Genomic DNA, 20,100 nt, shown 5'->3' with positions numbered 1-20,100 from the left:
CTGGACGGGATGCCCTCAAGGTCAATGGAGAAATGGCCCCACGGGGCCATCATGCAGGATCAGCAGCACACCCGGTTTGCCCTTTGGGCACCGGATGCGCTGCAGGTCAGCTTGTTGCTGGGCGATGACCAATCGATACCGATGCTGCCCCAGGCCGATGGCTGGTTTGTGATCCAGACCCGCTGTGCGGCCGGCACAGGCTACCGCTTTTGCATCGATGGCCGGTTGCAAGTACCCGATCCGGCGGCTCGGGCGCAAGACGGTGATGTGCAGGGCCACAGCCTCGTTTTCGACCCAGAGGGCTACAGGTGGCAACACACCGACTGGCAAGGCCGCCCCTGGCATGAGGCGGTCATCTATGAAGTGCACGTGGGCCTGCTCGGCGGCTTTGCCGCCGTCGAGCAGCACGTCCAACGCCTGGCCGAGCTTGGCGTCACCGCCCTTGAGCTGATGCCGCTGGCTGAATTCCCCGGTGATCGTAACTGGGGCTACGACGGTGTCCTGCCCTACGCGCCCGAGGCGGCCTACGGTACGCCCGAACAACTCAAAGCTTTGATCGACTGCGCTCACGGCCATGGCTTGGCCGTTGTGCTGGACGTGGTCTACAACCACTTCGGCCCCGACGGTAACTACCTGGGCCAATACGCCAAAGACTTTTTCCGCGAGGACCGGCATACCCCTTGGGGGGCGGCGATCAACTTTGCACGCGGCGAAGTGCGGGACTTTTTTATCGATAACGCCCTGATGTGGCTGTTCGAGTACCGCTTCGACGGCCTGCGCCTGGATGCCGTGCATGCCATCGAAGACTCAAGTTTTCTCCAGGCGCTGGCTGAGCAGGTGCGCAGCCAGACTCCCGGCGGCCGGCACATCTGGCTGACCGTCGAAAACGAGCACAACCAGGCACACCTGATGGAACAGGGCTTCGATGCGCAGTGGAACGACGACGCCCATAACGCCTTGCATGTGCTGCTGACTGGCGAGCAGGAAGCCTATTACGCGGACTTTGCCGAACAACCCACCCAGAAGCTTGCGCGCTGCCTGCGTGAGGGTTTCGCCTATCAGGGCGACCTCGATCGACACGGGCGCCCTCGTGGAGAACCCAGTGGCGGCCTGCCACCCAGTGCCTTCGTGCTGTTTTTGCAAAATCACGACCAAGTCGGCAACCGCGCGCTAGGGGAACGCCTTGGCCACCTGTGCCCACCGGATGCATTGCGCGCAGCCACCGCCTTGTTGTTGCTCAGCCCCATGATCCCCCTGCTGTTCATGGGCGACGAGTACGCCGCCGAACAGCCTTTTCTGTTTTTCACCAGCCACCACGGTGAGCTGGCCGAGCAGGTCCGTGAGGGCCGCCGCGCAGAATTTGCGCAGTTCCAGGCGTTTGCCGATCCAGAGCGCCGGGCGCGGATTCCCGACCCCAACGCCGAATCCACCTTCACCGCATCGCGCCCGCAACCGGGCCTTGATGCGCCCTCATGGGTGGCGTACTACCAACATCTGTTACACCTGCGCCATCGTGAGCTAGTACCGCGCTTGCCCGGTAGCCGAGCGTTGGATGCACAGGTGCATGGCGAGGGCGCCTTGACCGCCCGCTGGCAATTGGGCGATGGCAGCTGCTTGCGCATCGACCTGAACCTGAGCGACGCCTCCATCTCGCTGGCACTACCCCACACAGGCGAGCATCTGCTGTTCAGTTCACCCGAGCCTTTTGTCCCTGACCGGCTGGCCCCCTTTACGGCCCTGGTCAGCCTCACCCCGCCCGATCACAAGGACCTGCCCAATGAGTGATGAGCGTCTGGAATACCTGGCCCGCCATGCCGGCCTATCGGTGGACTGGATCGATGCCAACGGCCATCCACAGCGGGTGCGACCCGAGGTCCTGCGCCAAGTGCTGGCCGGGCTCGGCCACCCGGCTGGCAGCCTCGATGAAATAGAGACCAGCCTGCGCACCCTTGAAGAAGTCGGCAAGTCAGTCCACCTGCCGCCGCTGTTGACGCTGGACCTTGGGCAGAAGCTAAAACTGGCCCGCTGGTTTGCCGCGGGCGATGAGTGCCAGGTCGTGCTGGAAGATGGCAATCAACACGCCGTGCAGCTCGATGCCCATGCCGCCCTGGATATGCCCCTGCCCATCGGCTATCACCAATTGAGCATCAACCAGCAGGCGTTTACCGTCGCGGTGGCGCCTGCTCGTTGCTACAGCATGGCCGATGCCTTGGACAATGAGGCCCCACGCGCCTGGGGATTGAGTGCGCAACTCTACAGCCTCAGGCGCAGCGGCGACGGTGGCTTGGGTGACACCCAGGCACTGGAGCTGTTGGCCCGCAGCGCGGCCGAGCGAGGCGTCGATGCCCTGGCGATCAGCCCGATGCACGCCATGTTCAGCAGTGACCCGCATCGCTACAGCCCCTACTCCCCGTCCAGCCGATTGTTTTTCAACAGCCTGTACTGCGCGCCAGGGGAAGTGCTGGGCGAGCGCGCCGTGCGCCTGGCCATTGAAGCGTGCGACCTCGGTGCCGAATTCCAACGCCTGGAGCGATTGCCCCTGATCGACTGGCCTGCTGCAACAGTCGCCAAACAGGCACTGCTGCGCCAGTTGTTCGAAGACTTCAATCGCGCCGACAACCCGCTAGCCAGCGATTTCGACAGCTTTCGCCAGGCCGGCGGCGAAGCATTGGAAAACCATTGCCGCTTCGAAGCCCTGCAAGCCATGTGTACTGCCTTGGGCACGGCCACGGACTGGCGCCAGTGGCCTACCCCATGGCAAGACCCCCGCAGCGAGGCGATTGCCGAATTTGCCCGCGACCACGAACCGCAGGTGCGCTATTACGCCTTCTGCCAATGGTTGGTGGCCCGCTCCCTGGAGAGAGCCCAACAGGCGGCGCTGGGCAACGGCATGAAAATCGGCCTGATCGCCGACCTCGCCGTCGGTGCTGACGGTGCTGGCAGCCAGGCCTGGAGCCGCCAGGACGAACTGCTGTCGGAACTGACCGTGGGCGCGCCACCCGACATCCTCAATCGCGCCGGACAAAGCTGGGGGATCTCAGCCTTTGCCCCGGAAGGTTTGCAGCGCCATGGCTACCGTGCCTTTATTGAAATGCTGCGCGCCAACTTCGCCCATGCCGGAGGCCTGCGCATCGATCATGTGATGGGCTTGCAACGACTCTGGGTCATTCCGCGCGGTAACTTGCCGCGCGACGGTGCCTACCTCAATTATCCGCTGGACGACCTGCTGCGCCTGTTGGCGCTCGAATCCGTGCGTCACCAGGCCATTGTCCTGGGCGAAGACCTCGGCACAGTGCCGGACGGCCTGCGCGAAAAGCTGGCGGCGCGGGCGATTCTCGGCATCCGTGTGCTGCTGTTCGAGCAGTACCACACCGGCTATTTCAAACCCATCCTGCAATGGCCGGACAACGCCCTGGCGACCAGCACCACCCACGATCTGTCGACCCTCAACGGCTGGTGGCGCGCGCGCGACATCGACTGGTACCGCGACTTGAAACTGATCGATGCGCCCGGCGAGCAGCACTGGCGCGAAACCCGCCAGCATGAACGCCAGGGCCTGCGCAATGCCTTGGTCCAGGACAGCCACAACTTCAACGACAGCCTGGAAGAAACCGATCAAGTCATCGACGCCAGCGTTCGCTTTCTCGGCCACACCCGTGCGCCGTTAGTGTTGATTCCACTGGAAGACCTGCTCGGCGTCGAGGAGCAACCCAACCTGCCCGGCACCACTGAAGGTCATCCCAACTGGTGCCGCCGCTTTGCCCTGCCCAGCAGCGACCTGCTGGACGATGACGATGCCGCCAGGCGCCTGGAGCTCCTGGCCCAGGCCCGCGACCAAGCGGCTGAGCGTGACCGATGAAAGCGTTGAGCGCGACGCTGCGCCTGCAGTTTCACCCAGGCTTTACCCTGGACGACGCCGCGGCCCTGGTGCCCTATTTTGCCCGACTTGGCATCAGCCACCTGTATGCCTCGCCGCTGCTCAAGGCGCGACCCGGCTCCCTGCATGGCTACGACGTGGTCGACCCCACAGTGATCAACCCCCAGCTGGGCGGCGAGGCCGCACTGGAGCGCCTGGTGGCGAGGCTGCGCGAGCACGGCATGGGCTTGCTGCTGGACATCGTTTCCAATCACATGGCGGTCGGCGGCGCGGATAACCACTGGTGGCTGGACTTGCTGGAGTGGGGGCGCACCAGCCCTTACGCCGAGTTCTACGATATCCAGTGGCACTCTCCCGACCCGCTGCTTGAGGGGCAACTGCTATTGCCCTTTCTGTCCAGCGATTACGGCGCCGTCCTGCAAGCCGGTGAAGTGCCCCTGCGCTTTGACGCCAGGGCCGGATCATTTTATGTCGAGCACTATGAACACCGCTTCCCGATCAGCCCACCGGACTATGGGCGCATCCTGAGCGACAGCGAACAGCCCAGCCTCAAGGAGTTGGGCTTACGGTTTGCGGCCTTGCGAGACAAACGCCAGGCTCGCAGCCGGGCCCGCGCCCTGCGCGAAGAGCTGGCCACACTGGCCGTGCAAGCTCCCATCGCCCTAGCACTGGAGTCACTGCTGGAGCGTTTTGATTCGCGCACCGAGGACGGCTTTGAGCGCTTGCATCAATTGCTGGAAAAACAGCACTACCGCCTCGCCAGCTGGCGCACCGCCGCCGACGACATCAATTGGCGGCGCTTTTTCGACATCAATGAACTGGGCGGCCTGCGGGTAGAACGGCCGACCGTCTTCGAAGCCACCCATGGCAAGATTTTCGAGTTGATCGGCAAAGGCCTGATCGACGGCTTGCGCATCGACCATATCGACGGCCTGGCTGACCCGCGCGGCTATTGCCGCAAGCTGCGCCGGCGCGTCAATGCGCTGTTGGCGCAACGACCGATGGCGGCGGCGGTCGAGCACTTTCCCATCTATGTGGAAAAAATCCTGGGCAGCGGTGAAACCTTGCACCGCGATTGGCAGGTGGACGGCACCACGGGCTATGACTTCATGAACCAGGTGTCTCTGCTGCAACACGACCCGGCCGGCGAAGACGTGCTGCGCGAATCCTGGAGCAACTTGAGTGGACGCCCGGCCGACTTCAACGAGGAAGTTCGCCAAGCTCGATTGTGGGTCTTGAATGGCACATTGGCCGGCGACTTCGAGTCGGTCGCCCAGGCGCTGCTCAATGTGGCCCGTGGCAACCTGATGACCCGCGACCTGACCCTGGGCGCCATTCGCCGGGCCTTACAGGCGCTGGTGGTGCACTACCCGGTTTACCGCACCTACCTCAATGCCTGCGGGCGGCCGAGCGAAGACGAAGGTTTTTTCCAGCAGGCCGTCGAGGGCGCTCGCGCAAGCCTCAGCGAAAGTGACTGGCCCGTGCTCGCCTCCTTGCAGCATTGGCTGGGCGGCGAAGGCTGGCGCCGCCAACCTCCCGGTCGTGCCCGCAAGATGCTGCGCAATGCCTGCGTGCGCTTTCAGCAACTGACCTCTCCAACGGCGGCCAAGGCCGTCGAAGACACCGCCTTCTATCGCTCAGCGGTACTGCTCTCGCGCAACGATGTCGGCTTTGACGCCGAGCATTTCAGCGCGCCGGCCGAGGCGTTCCATGCCGCCTGCGAACAACGTTTGGCCACCTTTCCCGACAACCTGTTGGCCACCGCCACCCACGACCACAAGCGTGGCGAAGATACCCGCGCAAGGCTTGCCGTGCTGAGCGAGCGCAGTACTTGGTTCAGCGCAAGGTTGGAACACTGGATGGAGTTGGCTACACCGCTTCGCGACAGCGTCAATGACCCGTTCGCCCCCTCGGCCGGCGATGAAATCATGCTGTATCAGACCTTGCTTGGCAGTTGGCCGTTGGGTCTGGACAGCCATGATCACGCCGGCTGCCAGGCCTATGCCCAGCGCCTGCATCAATGGCAGCAGAAGGCATTGCGCGAGGCGAAGCTTGCCAGCAGTTGGAGCGCGCCCAATGAAGACTACGAAACGGCCTGCGCGCTGTTTCTCGACAGCCTGATGCTCGATGCGCCCGCTCAACATCTGCGGGCCTCGATTGCCGATGCCGCCCATTCAATCGCCTGCGCCGGGGCCATCAACAGCCTCGCTCAATGCTTGTTGCGCATGACCGTGCCGGGCGTGCCAGACCTGTATCAAGGCTGCGAGTTCTGGGATTTCAGCCTGGTCGACCCAGACAACCGTCAACCGGTGGACTACGCGGTGCGGCGCGCGGCGCTAGACGCTGAGCGTCCCTTGATGGAGCAGCTGCAACACTGGCAGGACGGTCATCTCAAGCTAACCTTGATCGCCCGCACCTTGGATTGGCGCGCCCAGTATCAGGAACTGTTTGCCCGAGGCAACTACCAGCCGCTCGAGGTGCAGGGCAAACAGGCCGATCAGGTGGTGGCCTTCTTGCGCGAAAACGATGATCACAAGGCCATTGTGGTGGTTCCGCGCCTGGCCTGTGCCCTGCTCGGCAACCACTCCATTGCGCTGATCCCGCCACAGCGCTGGGACGATACCCGCATCATTTTGCCGCCTGCGGCATCCACATTCAGATGGAAGGGACTTTTTGGTGAGCCTGTAGTCACACCAGATAGAGCGTTGCGCCTAGACGCCGCGCTAAAAGAGTTCCCCGTCAACCTGTTCATCACACACTGAAACTGTAGTCAGGAGCGTAGACATGAGTGCCGACGAAAAACGAATCCGCGAATTCGCCTACCAAATCTGGGAATCGGAAGGTAAGCCTGAAGGCCAGGAAGAGCGCCACTGGGAAATGGCCCGCAAACTGGCCCAGGCCGAAGCGCTGGCGCCCAAGGCCAGCGGCCGCAAACCAGCCGCGGCCAAAGCCGACGGGGCCGGTGCCAAACCTGCCGCCAAGGCCGCCGCCAAGCCTGCTGACAGCAAGGCCAAAGCTGCCAAGCCTGTCGCCAAAAGCCCGGCCACTGCCGCCGCCAAGCAGCCCGCAGCGGCCAAAAAGCCTCGAGCACCCAAGCAGACACCGGCCAATTGAGCAGATAACGCCGCCCAGCAAGGACCACCATGAGCACTCGCAAACAGACGCCCGAAACACCGCCTGAACCTTCGCGTATTCGTGAAGGCCTGCCCTTTCCGCTAGGGGCCACCTGGGACGGCCTGGGTGTCAACTTTGCGTTGTTCTCAGCCAATGCCACCAAGGTCGAGCTGTGCCTGTTCGACTCAGCCGGCGAGGTGGAACTTGAGCGTATCGAGCTGCCCGAATACACCGATGAGATTTATCACGGCTACCTGCCCGATGCCCATCCAGGGCTGGTCTATGGCTACCGTGTCCATGGGCCCTATGATCCGGAAAACGGGCATCGATTCAACCCCAACAAATTGCTGATCGACCCCTATGCCAAGCAGCTGGTGGGTGGACTGCGCTGGTCCGAAGCGCTGTTTGGCTACACCATCGGCCACCCGGACGCCGACCTCAGCTTCGACGAGCGCGACAGCGCACCGTTCGTGCCCAAGAGCAAGGTGGTCGACCCGGCGTTCACCTGGGGGCGCGACCACCGCGTCAACATCCCCTGGGACCGCACCATCCTTTACGAGACCCATGTGCGCGGCATCAGCATGATGCACCCCTCGGTCCCCGAAAAAGTCCGTGGCACCTTCGCCGGGCTGATGGTCGAGGAGGTGGTCGATCATATTCGCAAACTGGGCGTGACTTCGGTCGAGCTGCTGCCCATTCATGCCTTCGTCAACGACCAGCATTTGCTGCAAAAGGGCCTGAACAATTATTGGGGTTACAACAGCATTGCCTTTTTCGCCCCGCACCCGCGTTACCTGGCCCACGGCAAGATCGCCGAATTCAAGGAAATGGTCGCGCACCTGCACGATGCCGGCTTGGAGGTCATCCTGGATGTGGTCTACAACCACACCGCCGAAGGCAACGAGCAAGGCCCGACCCTGTCCATGCGCGGTATCGACAACAGTTCGTACTACCGCTTGAGGCCCGACAACAAACGCTTCTATATCAACGATTCCGGCACCGGCAATACCCTGGACCTGAGCCATCCTTGTGTTTTGCAGATGGTCACCGACTCGTTGCGCTACTGGGCCGACGAGATGCATGTGGATGGCTTTCGCTTCGATCTGGCGACCATCCTGGGCCGCTACCACGAAGGCTTCGATGAACGTCACAGCTTCCTCGTCGCCTGTCGCCAGGACCCTGTGCTGCGTCAGGTCAAACTGATTGCCGAACCCTGGGACTGCGGCCCCGGCGGCTACCAGGTGGGCGGCTTTGCCCCTGGCTGGATGGAGTGGAACGATCGCTTTCGCGACACCGTTCGGGCCTTCTGGAAAGGCGACGACGGCCAACTGGCCGACTTTGCCGGGCGCCTGACCGCCTCGGCCGAGCTGTTCAACCAGCGCGGTCGACGGCCCTTTGCCTCAGTCAACTTCGTCACCGCCCACGATGGCTTCACCTTGCGTGACCTGGTGTCGTACAACGACAAGCACAACGAGGAAAACGACGAGAACAACCAGGACGGCACTCACCACAACTTGTCGTGGAACCACGGCACCGAAGGCCCGACCGACGACCCTGAAATCAATGCCCTGCGCATGCGCCAGATGCGCAACTTCTTTGCCACCCTGCTGCTGGCCCAAGGCACGCCGATGATCGTCGCCGGCGACGAGTTCAGCCGCACCCAGCACGGCAACAACAACGCCTACTGCCAGGACAGCGAGATCGGCTGGGTCAATTGGAACCTGGACGACGAGGGCAAGGGACTGCTCAAGTTCGTCAAGCGATTGATCAAGCTGCGCATGAGCTACCCGGTACTGCGCCGCGGTCGCTTCCTGGTCGGCACCTACAACGAAGAGATTGGCGTCAAGGACGTCACTTGGCTGGCACCCGACGCCACCGAAATGAGCGTCGAGCAATGGCACGACCCCCATGGCCGCTGCCTGGGCATGCTGCTTGATGGCCGCGCCCAGGTCACCGGTATTCGCAAACCCGGCTCTGACGCGACCTTGCTGCTGATCGTTAACGCCCACCACGAGGTGGTCAACTTCGAGCTGCCGCAAGTGCCCGAAGGCGAGTATTGGAACTGCCTGATCGACACCCACCGCCCACAACTGCGTGGCCAGGAAATATGGGATTTCGGCAGTCTCTACGAGGTCACCGGCCGCTCGATGCTGATGTTCGAGCTACAGCGCGAAGAAGAGGCCTGATTTTCCCTGTAGGAGCCGGGTTTACCCGCGATGAAAACAACGCGGTCCTCCTCACACCGCGGTGACGCCATCGCAGCCAAGGCTGGCTCCTACCTTACGGGGCAAATCAAGATGAACCTTAGGCTTTTCCCTCAACTCCTAACTGTGAGCGGTCTTTTCGACCGGCCCATCACAACGGCAAGAAGAGGGATTTAACGCCAACGGGGGGCGCCGGCTGAGTGTGACGGCCAGGTTGGAGGGCTGTAGACTGATAGCCGCCCTGCTATCCAAGGAACAGCATGATTCACATCCGCCCCATGTCCGTCGACGACTTCGCCCGTTTCTGGCCGATTTTCCAGGCCATCGTCGCCAGCAAAGACACCTACGCCTACGACCCTGCCCTGACTCAGGAGCAAGCCTGCCAGCTTTGGCTGCACACCCCGATGCACACCCTGGTGGCGGAAGAGGACGGCGAGCTGCTCGGCAGCTATTACCTCAAGGCCAACGCTGCCGGCCCCGGCAGCCATGTGGGCAATTGCGGCTATATGGTCAGCCCCACAGCGCGCGGGCGCGGGGTGGCGCGGATGATGTGCGAGCACTCTCAAGCATTGGCCAGGGACAGCGGTTTTCTGGCCATGCAGTTCAACTCGGTGGTCTCCAGCAATGAGGCGGCCGTGGCCCTGTGGCACAAGCTCGGCTTTGAAACCGTCGGGCGTTTGCCGCGCGCTTACCGTCACGGCCGCCTGGGGCTGGTCGATTGCCTGGTGATGTACAAGTGGCTGGTCCAGGAACAGCCCGCAACGCCCATGGAGCAGCCGAAACTGATTGGCCGCAAGAACATCGAATCGGTGGTGTCGCGCCCACGGCGTGGGCGCTGACAGCACAACCTACCCAGGCACCGGAGCCTGCATGAAACAGATCCTGATCATCGGCATCGGTGCCGGCAACCCTGAATACCTGACGATCCAGGCGGTCAACGCCCTGAACCGCGTCGATGTGTTTTTCATCATGGATAAGGGGGACAGCAAGCAACAGCTGATCCATCTGCGCAAGGAGATCTGCGAGCGTTATATCAAGGAGCGCACGTACCGATTCGCCCAAGCCACCAGCCCGCAGCGCCGCAAAGAGGTCGACTACGCCCAGGCGGTGGATGACCTGAACCTGGGCAAACAGCAGATATTCGAACACATGATCGAGCACGAACTGCAAGACGGCCAGTGCGGTGCCTTTCTGGTCTGGGGAGACCCATCGCTCTATGACAGCACCCTCAGAATCCTCGACGCCATCCTTGCCAGCGGCCAGCAAACCTTCGACTACCAGGTGATCCCTGGCATCACCAGCATCCAGGCCCTGACGGCCCAGCATCGGGTACCGCTCAACAGCATTGGCGGCGCGGTCCAAATCACCACGGGGCGGCGACTGGCACAGGGCCTGCCTGACGGGGTGGACAATGTGGTGGTGATGCTCGATGCCCAGCATGCCTATCAGTCGGTGCTGGATGAGGATCTACAGATTTACTGGGGCGCGTACCTGGGCACAGAGGATGAAATCCTGATATCAGGCAAACTCTCGGATGTCGCGGAGCACATCGAACAGGCCCATGATCAAGCACGCCAAACCCATGGCTGGATCATGGATACCTATTTGCTCAAGCGCCTGTAGCCGCTGCCGTTAGGCTGCGATCGACCGCGAAGCGGGCGCAGGTTCGCGTGACCGCACTGGCGCCCCTTTCGGGCCGCATCGCAGCCTAACGGCAGCGGCTACAGGACCAGGCTCAAATCTTCCACTTGCGCGCCGTCTTGAACAGGTCTCGCTGAATCGCGCCCACGTTTTCCAGCAAGGTCGTCGTCAGTAGGTGCTGGCCGGCGGCAATCGGTGGCTGTTTATCCAGTCGGTCCACGGAGCCGGCCTTCAAGGCGCGGGCAGCACCGATCAACAAGCGAGGGATCTGCTGATGCTGCGGCCCGAGGCTGTCTTTCCAGGCGGCCATCGCCTCGGCATCTCGCGGGTCAGGGCGAGTGCTGGAGAGGATTTCCAGGCTGCTGATGCACAGCCGCAAGTGGTCCTGGATTGCATTGAGCTGGCTGGTAGAGATGCGCACTTCCTTGGAAACCGAGGGCATCAGCGAACGCAATTGCACCAGCACCGCCGTCAGCCCGGTGCTGAGCTTGACGTGCTCATCCGCCGTAATCGAATGCCCATTGAGGATGCGTTTGTGTAGCGCCGCGCAATCGCGCAGGCCCTTGGCGAGGTTGTAGCGCCACGAATACACCGCATACAACGGCAGGGCAAACGAGAACGCCAGTGCCAGGCCAATACCAATAAAGATATCGACGGTGCGCCACAGGCCATCCACCAGCGGGTTGTTGCCGTGACCCGCCACGATAAACAGGGTAATGGCCGACAGCAGCGCCGTGTACCCTCCCCGGCCAATCGCGTGGTAGGCAAAAAAGCCGCAAATGGCAGACATTAACAGGTAGGTCACATAAGTCTGGCCAAAGTAACTTTGCTGAGCGACCACCATCAGCCCCAGCCCGGCACCGATCAGGGTGCCATAAGTCCGTTCGATGCATTTTTTGCCGATATTGCCATGGTGCTGCAGGCCGCCCATGACGATGAGCATGGTGACACTCGCCCATTCGCTGTGCGGCAACTTCAACCCTGCGGTCAGGACAATAGAGGCCAACAGGCCGAAGGCTACCCGCACCCCATGAATGTAACGGGCGTGGCGATAGCGGCGGTAAGGGTCCAGTAACGGCCTGAGCAGTCGGCGAACAAGCAGAGGGATTTTCAAAGTCATCGGTTCAGTCTAGAGATAAGGGAAAATCTATCCTGAGCCTAGGCAAGCGTTGGGCCAAACTCCACCTTTTACCGCGAGATGCCCGCTGTCAGCGTTTAGGGAACTCATACCCGTTCAGAGCATCCGATGCTATGTGGATATTCCTTAATAGGCTTCATGCTCTGAGGGCTCCGTCATGCGAAAAGTATTGCTCGTTTCTTCGCTGTTGCTTTGCATGCCGTTCGGTTCGGCCATGGCCCGTGTGGATGCGGGCGATGTCGCAACCTCTGCCGGTGTTTCAGCGTCCCTGTATTCAACCTTCAAAGACGACAAAATGGTCATCCCGGCCCGTGATGATGCTTCAAGCTTCATCGCCAGTGGCGGTGCCATCCGCGGTGCGTATCTTGAGTCTGCACTGGAGCAGATTCGCCGCGATCATCCAGGCCTTACGGCCAGCGATGAAGAACTGGCGCACGCTATCCTCGTTCAGGATGAGCTGGGCACAGGACGCTAATACCTTGAGATCAAGGGTGGGGCTTCGCCCGGGTGGCGCGCCCCACGGATCAGTTGCTATTCCCCCAGATACGCTTTTTGCACCTGCTCGTCATGCAGCAGGTCTTCGGCGCGCCCTTGCAGGGCTATGCGCCCCCCGTCAATCACATACGCCCGGTCGCACGTCTGCAAAGCCAACTTGGCATTCTGCTCAACCAGTAGCAGTGTCACCCCGCCCTTCACCACATCGCGAATGGTCTCAAAAATCTTTTGCACAATGATGGGGGCCAAGCCCATGGACGGCTCGTCGAGCAACAACAGCTTGGGCTTGCCCATCAGGGCTCGGGAGATCGCCAGCATCTGCTGTTCGCCACCGGACATCGTGCCGGCCAACTGAAAGGCCCGCTCCTTCAGGCGCGGGAATATTCCGAACATGCGCTCGATATCCGCTTCAATGGCAACTTTGCCATCGGTACGTGAAAAAGCGCCCATTTCCAGGTTCTCGAACACCGTCAACTTGGGGAAAATGCCCCGGCCTTCCGGCACCAGCGCCAAGCCTTCGCGGATCAGATTGTGAGCCTTGATCGCGGCATGGGCCTTGCCATCGAAGGTAATCTGCCCACCTGTCGGGTTCAGAAGACCGCCCAAGGTCTTCAGTGTGGTGGTCTTGCCCGCACCGTTGGCGCCGATCAAGGCGACCATCTCACCTTCAGCGACATGAAAATTCACGCCCTTGATCGCCTGGATCGCACCGTAGGAAACCTTGAGGTCGCTTACTTCGAGGATATTTTTCATGCTCAGCCCACCGTTTCCGTACCCAAATATGCCTCGATCACGCGAGGGTCTTTCTGCACGTCAGCGGGCAGGCCGTCAGCGATTTTCCTGCCAAACTCCAGCACCGTGACGTGATTGCACAGGCCCATGACCAGTTTTACGTCATGCTCGATCAATAGAACCGTCTTGCCGTCCGCCTGCATCTTGCACATCAGTTTGCGCAGCCCGTCGGTTTCCGAAGCGTTCATGCCGGCCGCCGGCTCATCGAGGGCCACCAGTAGCGGTTCGGTCGCCAGGGCGCGGGCGATTTCCAGGCGGCGTTGATCTCCATAGGAGAGGTTTTTTGCCAGTTCGTTGGCAAAACGGCCGATACCGACATAATCAAGCCAGTGGCGCGCCGACTCATGGATGTCCCGCTCTTCCTGCACGCAGCGACGCGTGCGCAGGATGGCGCCGAACACGCCGCTACGGGTACGGACGTGCCGACCGATCATGACGTTTTCCAGCACGGTCATATTGTTGAACAGGCGAATATTCTGGAAGGTGCGAGAGATCCCCGCCTCTACGACCTTATGCGGCTTACTGATGCGTAGCGGCTTACCGTCGAACTCGACCTTGCCCTCTTCGGCTTGATAGAGCCCGGTGAGCACATTAAACAAAGTGGTTTTTCCAGCGCCATTGGGGCCGAGCAAGCCGCGAATTTCACCGCGCTTGATACTCAGGTCAATGCCGTGCAAGGCCTGCAAACCCCCGAAGAACTTACTGACCTTACGCAACTCCAGCAGGACTTCGCTCATACCTTGTTTGCCTCTTTGTTGGCCGTGTACGCCAGTGCGCTCAGCGCCAGTTGAGTGTTGGCCGGCTCGATGGCTGCCTCATCGGTCCCAGGCTCGGGATCATTTTCATGCAGCTCGGCACGCCTGCGGTTTGACGGCCACAGGCCTTCAGGGCGAAAGCGCATGACCAGGATCAGCGCCAAGCCAAATACCAGCATGCGCAGGGTCGAGGCATCGAGGATGTTGCGCAGCACATCGCGGCTGATAAAGGTCACGTTGTCCAAGACGAACGGCTGAACCCAGTTGACCAGGTCACGAAACACTTCGGGCATGATCGACAGGATCAAAGCCCCCAGCACCACCCCACGAATCGAACCCATGCCGCCCAGAACCACCATGGCCAGGACCATGATCGACTCCATCAGGGTGAACGATTCGGGACTGACAAAGCCCTGGTAGCTGGAAAACAGCACACCGGAGACACCCCCGAAGGTTGCGCCCATGGCAAAGGCCAGCAATTTCAAATTGCGCTTGTTCAGGCCCATGGCCTCTGCCGCCACTTCATCTTCTCGCAGCGCCATCCAGGCTCGGCCGATACGTGAGACTTCCAGACGCTTGGACAGGATGATCGCCAGGATCACCACCGCCAGGAAGAACAGGTAATAGCTGATCACCGGCGACACTTGCAGGCCAAACAGGCTCCACTTGGTCTGCAGTGACATCAAGGTCTGCGGTGCTTCACCTGCAGCATAAGACCAGGCTGCGCCATCGATATGTAGCGGAGCAATTGCGCTGATGCCTTGGGGACCGTTGGTGAGGTTCACTGGCTGGTCCAGGTTGTTCATGAAGATACGAATTATTTCGCCAAAGCCCAGGGTCACGATGGCCAGGTAGTCACCACGCAGCTTGAGCACCGGGGCACCGATCAACACCCCGCAGAGGGCCGCGGCCACCGCAGCCAGCGGGATGATGACCCAGAGGGGCCAGTTCAGGACGCCTTCGGCCAGCCCCACCATGTTCAAGTGCGGTGAGGCCAGCAAGGCATACAGATAAGCGCCAATGGCATAAAAGCCGATATAGCCCATGTCCAATAGACCGGCATAGCCGATCACGATATTAAGCCCCAGCGCCAACAGGACATAGAGCATGGCAAAGCCCAGGATGCGCACCCAGGTCGCCCCCAGAAATGGAATGGCATCGACGATAAATGGCAAGGCAATGAATGCCAGGATCAGCAAAGCGTATTGTGCGTATGCGTTCTTCATGCTGATCTCCTAGGCCCGGTCGGCCTGACGCTCGCCCATCAAACCGTTGGGTCGCACCAGCAACACCAGGATGAGCACCATGAAAGCAAAGATGTCCTGATAGTTGGCCCCCAGGAACCCGCCGGTAAGCTGGCCGGTGTAACCTGCCGCCAGCGACTCGATCAAGCCCAGCAGAATGCCCCCGGCCATGGCGCCGAACAGGTTGCCAATACCGCCCAGCACCGCCGCGGAAAAGGCCTTGAGGCCCAGCAGCAAACCCATGTAGGCATCCGCCTGGCCATAGTTGACCGCGCGCATGACGCCAGCCACCGCACCCAGCGACGCGCCGATGAGGAAGGTGGCGCTAATCACCCGATTGATGTTGATGCCCATCAGCCCGGCCACCTCCTGGTTTTGTGCGGTGGCACGCATGGCCTTGCCCAGACGGGTCTTGTCGACCAACAGCCAGAGCGCCAGCATGATCACCACCGAGATAATCATGATGCTCATCTGAACGTTGGTGATGGTGGCGCCGAATACGGCGATCGGATGAGTTTCCACGACTTCCGGGAAGGTTTTGTAGCCGCGCCCCCAGATCATCATGGCCAGGTTTTGCAGGAAAATCGAAATACCGATGGCAAGGATCAATGGCGTCAAGCGAGGTGCTTTGCGCAGCGGCCGATAGGCAAATTTTTCCATACCCTGGGCCATCAGCATGCAGACAATCGCGGCGATCATGATCGCCAGCAACAAGGTCAGAACACCGGGAGCAAAGCCGAAGCCTGCTAGCATGGTCAGGACCGATATGGTGACCATGGCGCCCACCATGACGATCTCACCGTGGGCAAAATTGATCAGGCCGATAATGCCGTAGACCATGGTGTAGCCCAGCGCCACCAAGGCATAAATGCTGCCAAGTACCAGGCCATTGAGGACCTGTTGCAACAAAATATCGAAATTGGCTTCCACGTGCTGAATCCTCAAAGCTGCGTTGCGTCGACCAGCGCGAGCTGGCGACAGCAACGCGGTGACATTCATGGCAGGTCAGAAATAAGCTTGTTTTATTGTCGCGAGCCGTGGCGGCTCGCTTGTTATTCTTCGTTGCCTGGGGGCTCAGTCGCGTTGGACGGCCAGGGTTTTCCATGCACCGTTGTCGAACTGGAAGACGGTCGCTGCCGCATTCTTAAGGTTGCCGGCATCGTCGAATGCGATGGTCCCGGTCACACCGTCATAGGCCTGAGCCTTGAGCACCGGCAAGTACACCGCCGGGTCTGCCGATTGCGCCTTGACCATGGCAGTGATCGCCGCCCAAGTGGCGTCGTAGGCCGCCGGTGAAGACTGCACCACTCCTATGCCGAACTTGTCCTTGAGCTTTTGCTCGAACGCCTTGCCTTTGGGCATATCCTGAAGCGGCGTGCCGTAGTTCCAGGCGAAGGCGCCCTGGGCGGCGCTGCCGGCCATTTTCTTGAACTCATCATTGGGCAGGTTGCCAATGTTCATGAACTTGGCGTTCAGGCCCAGGTTCTTCATCTGCTTGGCCATGGGTGCGGCTTGGTAGTCCAACGCCGCAAAGAACACCGCATCTGCTTTCTGCGCCTTGGCGGTGGTGAGGATGGCGTTGAAGTCGGTGGCTTTGTCGTTGGTGTATTCGCGCACCACCACATTACCGCCAGCCGCCTTGACCGCCTTGGTCACTTCATCGGCCAGGCCTTGGCCATACGCGGTGCGGTCATCAAAGATAGCAATACGCTTGGCGCCCAACTGGTTGATCAGGTAGTTGCCGGCATATCGGCCCAGGGTGGCATCGTCGTTGACCACGCGAAAGACCGACTTGATACCCTGGCGGGTCAAGGCCGGGTTGGTGGCCGAAGGCGAGATCTGCGGGATGCCGGCATCGCCATAGATTTTCGAGGCGGGGATACTGGTACCGGAGTTGTAGTGACCGATTACCACCGCCACTTTGGAGTCCACCAGTCGCTGGGCAACGGCGGTACCGGTGCGGGGGTCGGCAACGTCGTCTTCGGACACCAGCTTGAACTCCACGACCTTGTCGCCGATTTTCAGCTTTTGCTGGTTGGCTTCTTCAATGGCGATGCTCACGCCATGCTCCACGTCCAGTCCCTGATGGCCGGATGGGCCGGTCAGAGGCCCGGCGAAGCCGATTTTCACTTGCTGGGTGTCGGCGGCGGTGGCCGAACCGACACTCAGGATAGCGGCCATGGCGGCTGCCAGCGCGGTGAAGCCAAAGTTGGTTTTTAGCATGTTCCCCTCCCAAAAATCATTGGACAAACGAGTTGACGGGCATGTCTTCTTTTCGCGGGATGACCGCAGATGCACTTGTAAGATAACAGTCAGCAGGCAACTGTCAATTGGTATATGCTTGCCGGAAGTGAAATGGGCGAAGATGGCGATAACGGCCTGAAAAATGCACAGATATGACGCGCCAAAGGCCCCTCTCTTGGCCGCCCTGCACCATCACTGATCAGTTGTTTGATAACATACCGGCCTTGATATTCAGCTGATCCGGGCCACCCTATAAAGAACCGGTATCAGGCCTACGGACGGGTAAAACCGGGCCGATAAGCTGCCCAGATATCTCATCCCGTGATGAGCCAATAGTTTCAGGAGTAACCGTTATGAATGCGTCGTTAGGTACGCGCAGGGCCAATTTGGCGGAGACAGTCATCAAGGAGTTGTCCAGCCGCATCGACGTGGGGGCTTACGGCCCCGGTCAGAAACTGCCGTCGGAACAGGAATTGTGCAAAGAGTTCAACGTCAGCCGCCCCGTGATTCGCGAAGCCGTGGCTTCTCTGCGCCTGGGCGGGCGCTTGATCGCGCGCCAGGGCGTCGGCGTGTTCGTGGTTGAGCACGACGTCAAGCGTTTGGGCTTTGCACTGAGCAGCGCGGTCGATGATGTACGCGCCGCCGCTCATGTACTGGAATTGCGCCTGGGCGTGGAAACCGAATCCGTCGCCCGCGCCGCCGAACGTCGCAGCCCCACTAGCATGGCGCACATCACCGAAGCCTTCGATCGCTTCAATGCCCTTGATGGCTCGAACCTTGAAGAAGAGGCCCGTGCCGATTTCGAGTTCCACCTGGCCATTGCCCGGGCCACCAACAACCCGCACTTCTCGCAATTGCTTGAGGCGCTAGGGCCGGACATCATCTTCGACTTGCATCTAAAGCACGGCCAGTCCACCGGCAAGAGCCGCCTGGCACACATCAAGAAAATCGGCCGTGAACACGGCGCCATTCTCTCGGCGATCTCCATGGGCGATGTCAGCGGCGCTCGCTCGGCCTTGCGCAAGCACCTGGAAGAAAGCCTGACGCGCTACCAGCGCCTGGTGGACAGCGGGGAATGACCCCAGGCTCTGCTCACACAGGCGCGGATTTGGGGCTGGTCAGCCAAGCCCCAGGCACAGGTATTTGATTTCCAGGTAGTCCTCGATTCCATAACGCGAACCTTCACGGCCCAACCCCGAGGACTTCACACCGCCAAATGGCGCAACTTCCGTGGCCAGTACGCCGACGTTGACGCCGACCATGCCGTATTCCAGCGCTTCGCTGACCCGCCAAACCCGTCCCAGATCCCGCGCATACAGATAGCACGCCAAGCCAAATTCGGTGTTATTGGCCTCAGCGATGACTTCCTGTTCGCTGCTAAAGCGGAACAGCGGTGCGACCGGGCCGAAGATTTCTTCCTGGGCCACGCGCATCTGCGCAGTGACATCGGCCAGCAATGTAGGCTCGTAGAAAGCGCCCCCCAAGGCGTGACGCTTACCACCGGCCACCACCCGTGCACCGGCTTCGCAGGCCTGGGCCACCAGCGCCTCGACACCGACTACCGCCTTTTCGTCGATCATTGGGCCCACCGTCGTGCCCGCTTCGGCGCCGATACCGACCACCAACTGCGAAACTCGCTCAGCGAAGCGCGTCACAAAGCGATCATAAATACCGTCCTGGATGTAAAAGCGGTTGGCACAAACGCAGGTCTGGCCCGAGTTACGGTATTTGGCAACCAGGGCGCCTTCAACGGCAGCCTCGATATCGGCATCGTCAAACACAATAAAGGGCGCATTGCCGCCAAGTTCCAGCGTGACCTTCTTGACCGTTGCCGCGCACTGCTCCAGCAAGCGGATACCAATGGGCGTGGAGCCGGTGAACGACAGTTTGCGCACAATGGGGCTGGCGGTCAGCTCACCGCCAATGGCTGCCGAATCACCGGTAATCACACTCAACACGCCACGTGGAATGCCTGCTCGTTCGGCCAGTACACACAGCGCCAGGGCGCTGAATGGCGTCTGCGAGGCGGGCTTGAGAACCAAGGTGCAGCCAGCAGCCAGGGCTGGAGCAGCCTTGCGGGTGATCATGGCGGCGGGGAAATTCCAAGGCGTGATAGCGGCACAGACGCCGATGGGCTCCTTGGTCACGATCAGACGCCGGCCGGCTTGAGGTGAAGGGATCACATCACCATAAACGCGCTTTCCCTCCTCCGCATACCACTCCACATAGGCCGCCGCGAAAGCGATTTCGCCGCGCGACTCTGCCAAAGGCTTGCCCTGTTCGGCAGTCATGATTCGGGCCAGGTCTTCCTGATGCAGCATGATTTCACGGAACCATCCTTGCAGCCGCGCAGCTCGCTCTTTGGCGGTCATTGCACGCCAGGCAGGCAGCGCCGCCTGGGCTGCGACAATGGCACGACGGGTTTCGCAGGCCCCCATGCGCGGCACATGACCCAGGCATTGGCCGGTGGCAGGGTCCGTGACTTCGATGGATTGACCACTGTCGGCGTCCACCCATTCACCGTCGATATAACAACGTTCGCGCAGCAGTTCAGAATCGGCAAGTTTCATGCTGATGAGCTCATTTGGAAAAGTAG

16 protein-coding genes are annotated in these 20,100 nt (G+C 60.9%); 9 read left to right on the top strand and 7 right to left on the bottom strand.

From position 1 onward, the window contains the following. The first annotated feature begins 9 nt into the window (after window positions 1-9). From treZ to cobF, 7 genes are all read left to right on the top strand, one after another. Window positions 10-1,785 carry a malto-oligosyltrehalose trehalohydrolase gene (gene treZ, locus AC3IX4_RS12320; protein WP_489260787.1) on the top strand — a complete coding sequence of 592 codons (1,776 nt, stop codon included), beginning with the start codon at window positions 10-12 and terminating at the stop codon, window positions 1,783-1,785. Then, the gene (malQ, locus tag AC3IX4_RS12315) at window positions 1,778-3,859 is read left to right on the top strand and encodes a 4-alpha-glucanotransferase (RefSeq protein ID WP_489260786.1); all 2,082 of its coding nucleotides are present in this window, start codon (window positions 1,778-1,780) and stop codon (window positions 3,857-3,859) included. The genes treZ and malQ overlap by 8 nt, the downstream gene beginning before the upstream one ends. Then, on the top strand, window positions 3,856-6,639 hold the full coding sequence (locus tag AC3IX4_RS12310) for a malto-oligosyltrehalose synthase (RefSeq protein WP_489260785.1): 2,784 nt from the start codon (window positions 3,856-3,858) through the stop codon (window positions 6,637-6,639). Before malQ ends, AC3IX4_RS12310 begins: the two co-directional genes overlap by 4 nt. 22 nt (window positions 6,640-6,661) lie before the next feature. Beyond that, window positions 6,662-6,991, top strand: coding sequence for a DUF2934 domain-containing protein (locus AC3IX4_RS12305; RefSeq protein WP_489260784.1), 330 nt, complete (start codon window positions 6,662-6,664; stop codon window positions 6,989-6,991). 29 nt (window positions 6,992-7,020) lie between these two features. Further along, complete coding sequence (gene glgX, locus AC3IX4_RS12300) at window positions 7,021-9,177, top strand: glycogen debranching protein GlgX (RefSeq protein ID WP_489260783.1); 2,157 nt, start codon at window positions 7,021-7,023, stop codon at window positions 9,175-9,177. Window positions 9,178-9,455: 278 nt separating this feature from the next. Then, the gene (locus AC3IX4_RS12295; RefSeq protein ID WP_489260782.1) at window positions 9,456-10,034 is read left to right on the top strand and encodes a GNAT family N-acetyltransferase; all 579 of its coding nucleotides are present in this window, start codon (window positions 9,456-9,458) and stop codon (window positions 10,032-10,034) included. Between the two features lie 31 nt (window positions 10,035-10,065). Beyond that, window positions 10,066-10,818: a precorrin-6A synthase (deacetylating) gene (cobF, locus tag AC3IX4_RS12290; protein ID WP_489260781.1), complete on the top strand. Its 753-nt coding sequence runs from the start codon at window positions 10,066-10,068 to the stop codon at window positions 10,816-10,818. Between the two features lie 112 nt (window positions 10,819-10,930). Here cobF and AC3IX4_RS12285 read toward each other — a convergent pair whose 3' ends face one another. Continuing rightward, the gene (locus tag AC3IX4_RS12285) at window positions 10,931-11,950 is read right to left on the bottom strand and encodes an FUSC family protein (RefSeq protein ID WP_489261278.1); all 1,020 of its coding nucleotides are present in this window, start codon (window positions 11,948-11,950) and stop codon (window positions 10,931-10,933) included. Between the two features lie 181 nt (window positions 11,951-12,131). Between AC3IX4_RS12285 and AC3IX4_RS12280 the strand changes: the two genes are divergently transcribed. Next, complete coding sequence (locus AC3IX4_RS12280) at window positions 12,132-12,449, top strand: DUF2388 domain-containing protein (protein WP_489260780.1); 318 nt, start codon at window positions 12,132-12,134, stop codon at window positions 12,447-12,449. 56 nt (window positions 12,450-12,505) lie between these two features. Here AC3IX4_RS12280 and AC3IX4_RS12275 read toward each other — a convergent pair whose 3' ends face one another. The 5 genes from AC3IX4_RS12275 to AC3IX4_RS12255 form a co-directional block, all read right to left on the bottom strand. Then, a complete protein-coding gene (locus AC3IX4_RS12275) occupies window positions 12,506-13,222 on the bottom strand; it encodes an ABC transporter ATP-binding protein (RefSeq protein ID WP_489260779.1) in 717 nt (238 codons plus the stop codon). Between the two features lie 2 nt (window positions 13,223-13,224). Then, window positions 13,225-13,998, bottom strand: a complete 774-nt coding sequence (locus tag AC3IX4_RS12270; protein WP_489260778.1) for an ABC transporter ATP-binding protein — start codon at window positions 13,996-13,998, stop codon at window positions 13,225-13,227. After that, the gene (locus tag AC3IX4_RS12265; RefSeq protein ID WP_489260777.1) at window positions 13,995-15,242 is read right to left on the bottom strand and encodes an ABC transporter permease subunit; all 1,248 of its coding nucleotides are present in this window, start codon (window positions 15,240-15,242) and stop codon (window positions 13,995-13,997) included. The genes AC3IX4_RS12270 and AC3IX4_RS12265 overlap by 4 nt, the downstream gene beginning before the upstream one ends. A gap of 9 nt (window positions 15,243-15,251) precedes the next feature. Continuing rightward, window positions 15,252-16,190, bottom strand: coding sequence for a branched-chain amino acid ABC transporter permease (locus AC3IX4_RS12260; protein WP_489260776.1), 939 nt, complete (start codon window positions 16,188-16,190; stop codon window positions 15,252-15,254). Between the two features lie 144 nt (window positions 16,191-16,334). After that, window positions 16,335-17,483: a branched-chain amino acid ABC transporter substrate-binding protein gene (locus AC3IX4_RS12255; RefSeq protein WP_489260775.1), complete on the bottom strand. Its 1,149-nt coding sequence runs from the start codon at window positions 17,481-17,483 to the stop codon at window positions 16,335-16,337. Window positions 17,484-17,857: 374 nt separating this feature from the next. Here AC3IX4_RS12255 and AC3IX4_RS12250 point away from each other — a divergent pair, with 374 nt between their 5' ends. Next, a complete protein-coding gene (locus AC3IX4_RS12250) occupies window positions 17,858-18,583 on the top strand; it encodes a FadR/GntR family transcriptional regulator (RefSeq protein WP_489260774.1) in 726 nt (241 codons plus the stop codon). A 39-nt stretch (window positions 18,584-18,622) separates the two neighbouring features. On the opposite strand, the gene AC3IX4_RS12245 is transcribed toward AC3IX4_RS12250, so the two are convergent. After that, window positions 18,623-20,074 carry an NAD-dependent succinate-semialdehyde dehydrogenase gene (locus AC3IX4_RS12245; protein WP_489260773.1) on the bottom strand — a complete coding sequence of 484 codons (1,452 nt, stop codon included), beginning with the start codon at window positions 20,072-20,074 and terminating at the stop codon, window positions 18,623-18,625. Between the last annotated feature and the right edge of the window lie 26 nt (window positions 20,075-20,100).

The sequence above is a fragment of the Pseudomonas sp. KH_021 genome (genome assembly GCF_057838865.1).
This window is presented reverse-complemented; position numbering and strand designations above follow the sequence as displayed.

What these genes read in the sequence shown, in the direction of transcription:
- AC3IX4_RS12255 (WP_489260775.1), bottom strand. Translation starts at nt 17,483, where the DNA reads ATGCTAAAAACCAACTTTGGCTTCACCGCGCTGGCAGCCGCCATGGCC.
- AC3IX4_RS12295 (WP_489260782.1), top strand. Translation starts at nt 9,456, where the DNA reads ATGATTCACATCCGCCCCATGTCCGTCGACGACTTCGCCCGTTTCTGG.
- AC3IX4_RS12275 (WP_489260779.1), bottom strand. Translation starts at nt 13,222, where the DNA reads ATGAAAAATATCCTCGAAGTAAGCGACCTCAAGGTTTCCTACGGTGCG.
- cobF (WP_489260781.1), top strand. Translation starts at nt 10,066, where the DNA reads ATGAAACAGATCCTGATCATCGGCATCGGTGCCGGCAACCCTGAATAC.
- malQ (WP_489260786.1), top strand. Translation starts at nt 1,778, where the DNA reads ATGAGTGATGAGCGTCTGGAATACCTGGCCCGCCATGCCGGCCTATCG.
- AC3IX4_RS12310 (WP_489260785.1), top strand. Translation starts at nt 3,856, where the DNA reads ATGAAAGCGTTGAGCGCGACGCTGCGCCTGCAGTTTCACCCAGGCTTT.
- AC3IX4_RS12265 (WP_489260777.1), bottom strand. Translation starts at nt 15,242, where the DNA reads ATGAAGAACGCATACGCACAATACGCTTTGCTGATCCTGGCATTCATT.
- AC3IX4_RS12245 (WP_489260773.1), bottom strand. Translation starts at nt 20,074, where the DNA reads ATGAAACTTGCCGATTCTGAACTGCTGCGCGAACGTTGTTATATCGAC.
- AC3IX4_RS12305 (WP_489260784.1), top strand. Translation starts at nt 6,662, where the DNA reads ATGAGTGCCGACGAAAAACGAATCCGCGAATTCGCCTACCAAATCTGG.
- glgX (WP_489260783.1), top strand. Translation starts at nt 7,021, where the DNA reads ATGAGCACTCGCAAACAGACGCCCGAAACACCGCCTGAACCTTCGCGT.
- AC3IX4_RS12270 (WP_489260778.1), bottom strand. Translation starts at nt 13,998, where the DNA reads ATGAGCGAAGTCCTGCTGGAGTTGCGTAAGGTCAGTAAGTTCTTCGGG.
- AC3IX4_RS12250 (WP_489260774.1), top strand. Translation starts at nt 17,858, where the DNA reads ATGAATGCGTCGTTAGGTACGCGCAGGGCCAATTTGGCGGAGACAGTC.
- AC3IX4_RS12280 (WP_489260780.1), top strand. Translation starts at nt 12,132, where the DNA reads ATGCGAAAAGTATTGCTCGTTTCTTCGCTGTTGCTTTGCATGCCGTTC.
- treZ (WP_489260787.1), top strand. Translation starts at nt 10, where the DNA reads ATGCCCTCAAGGTCAATGGAGAAATGGCCCCACGGGGCCATCATGCAG.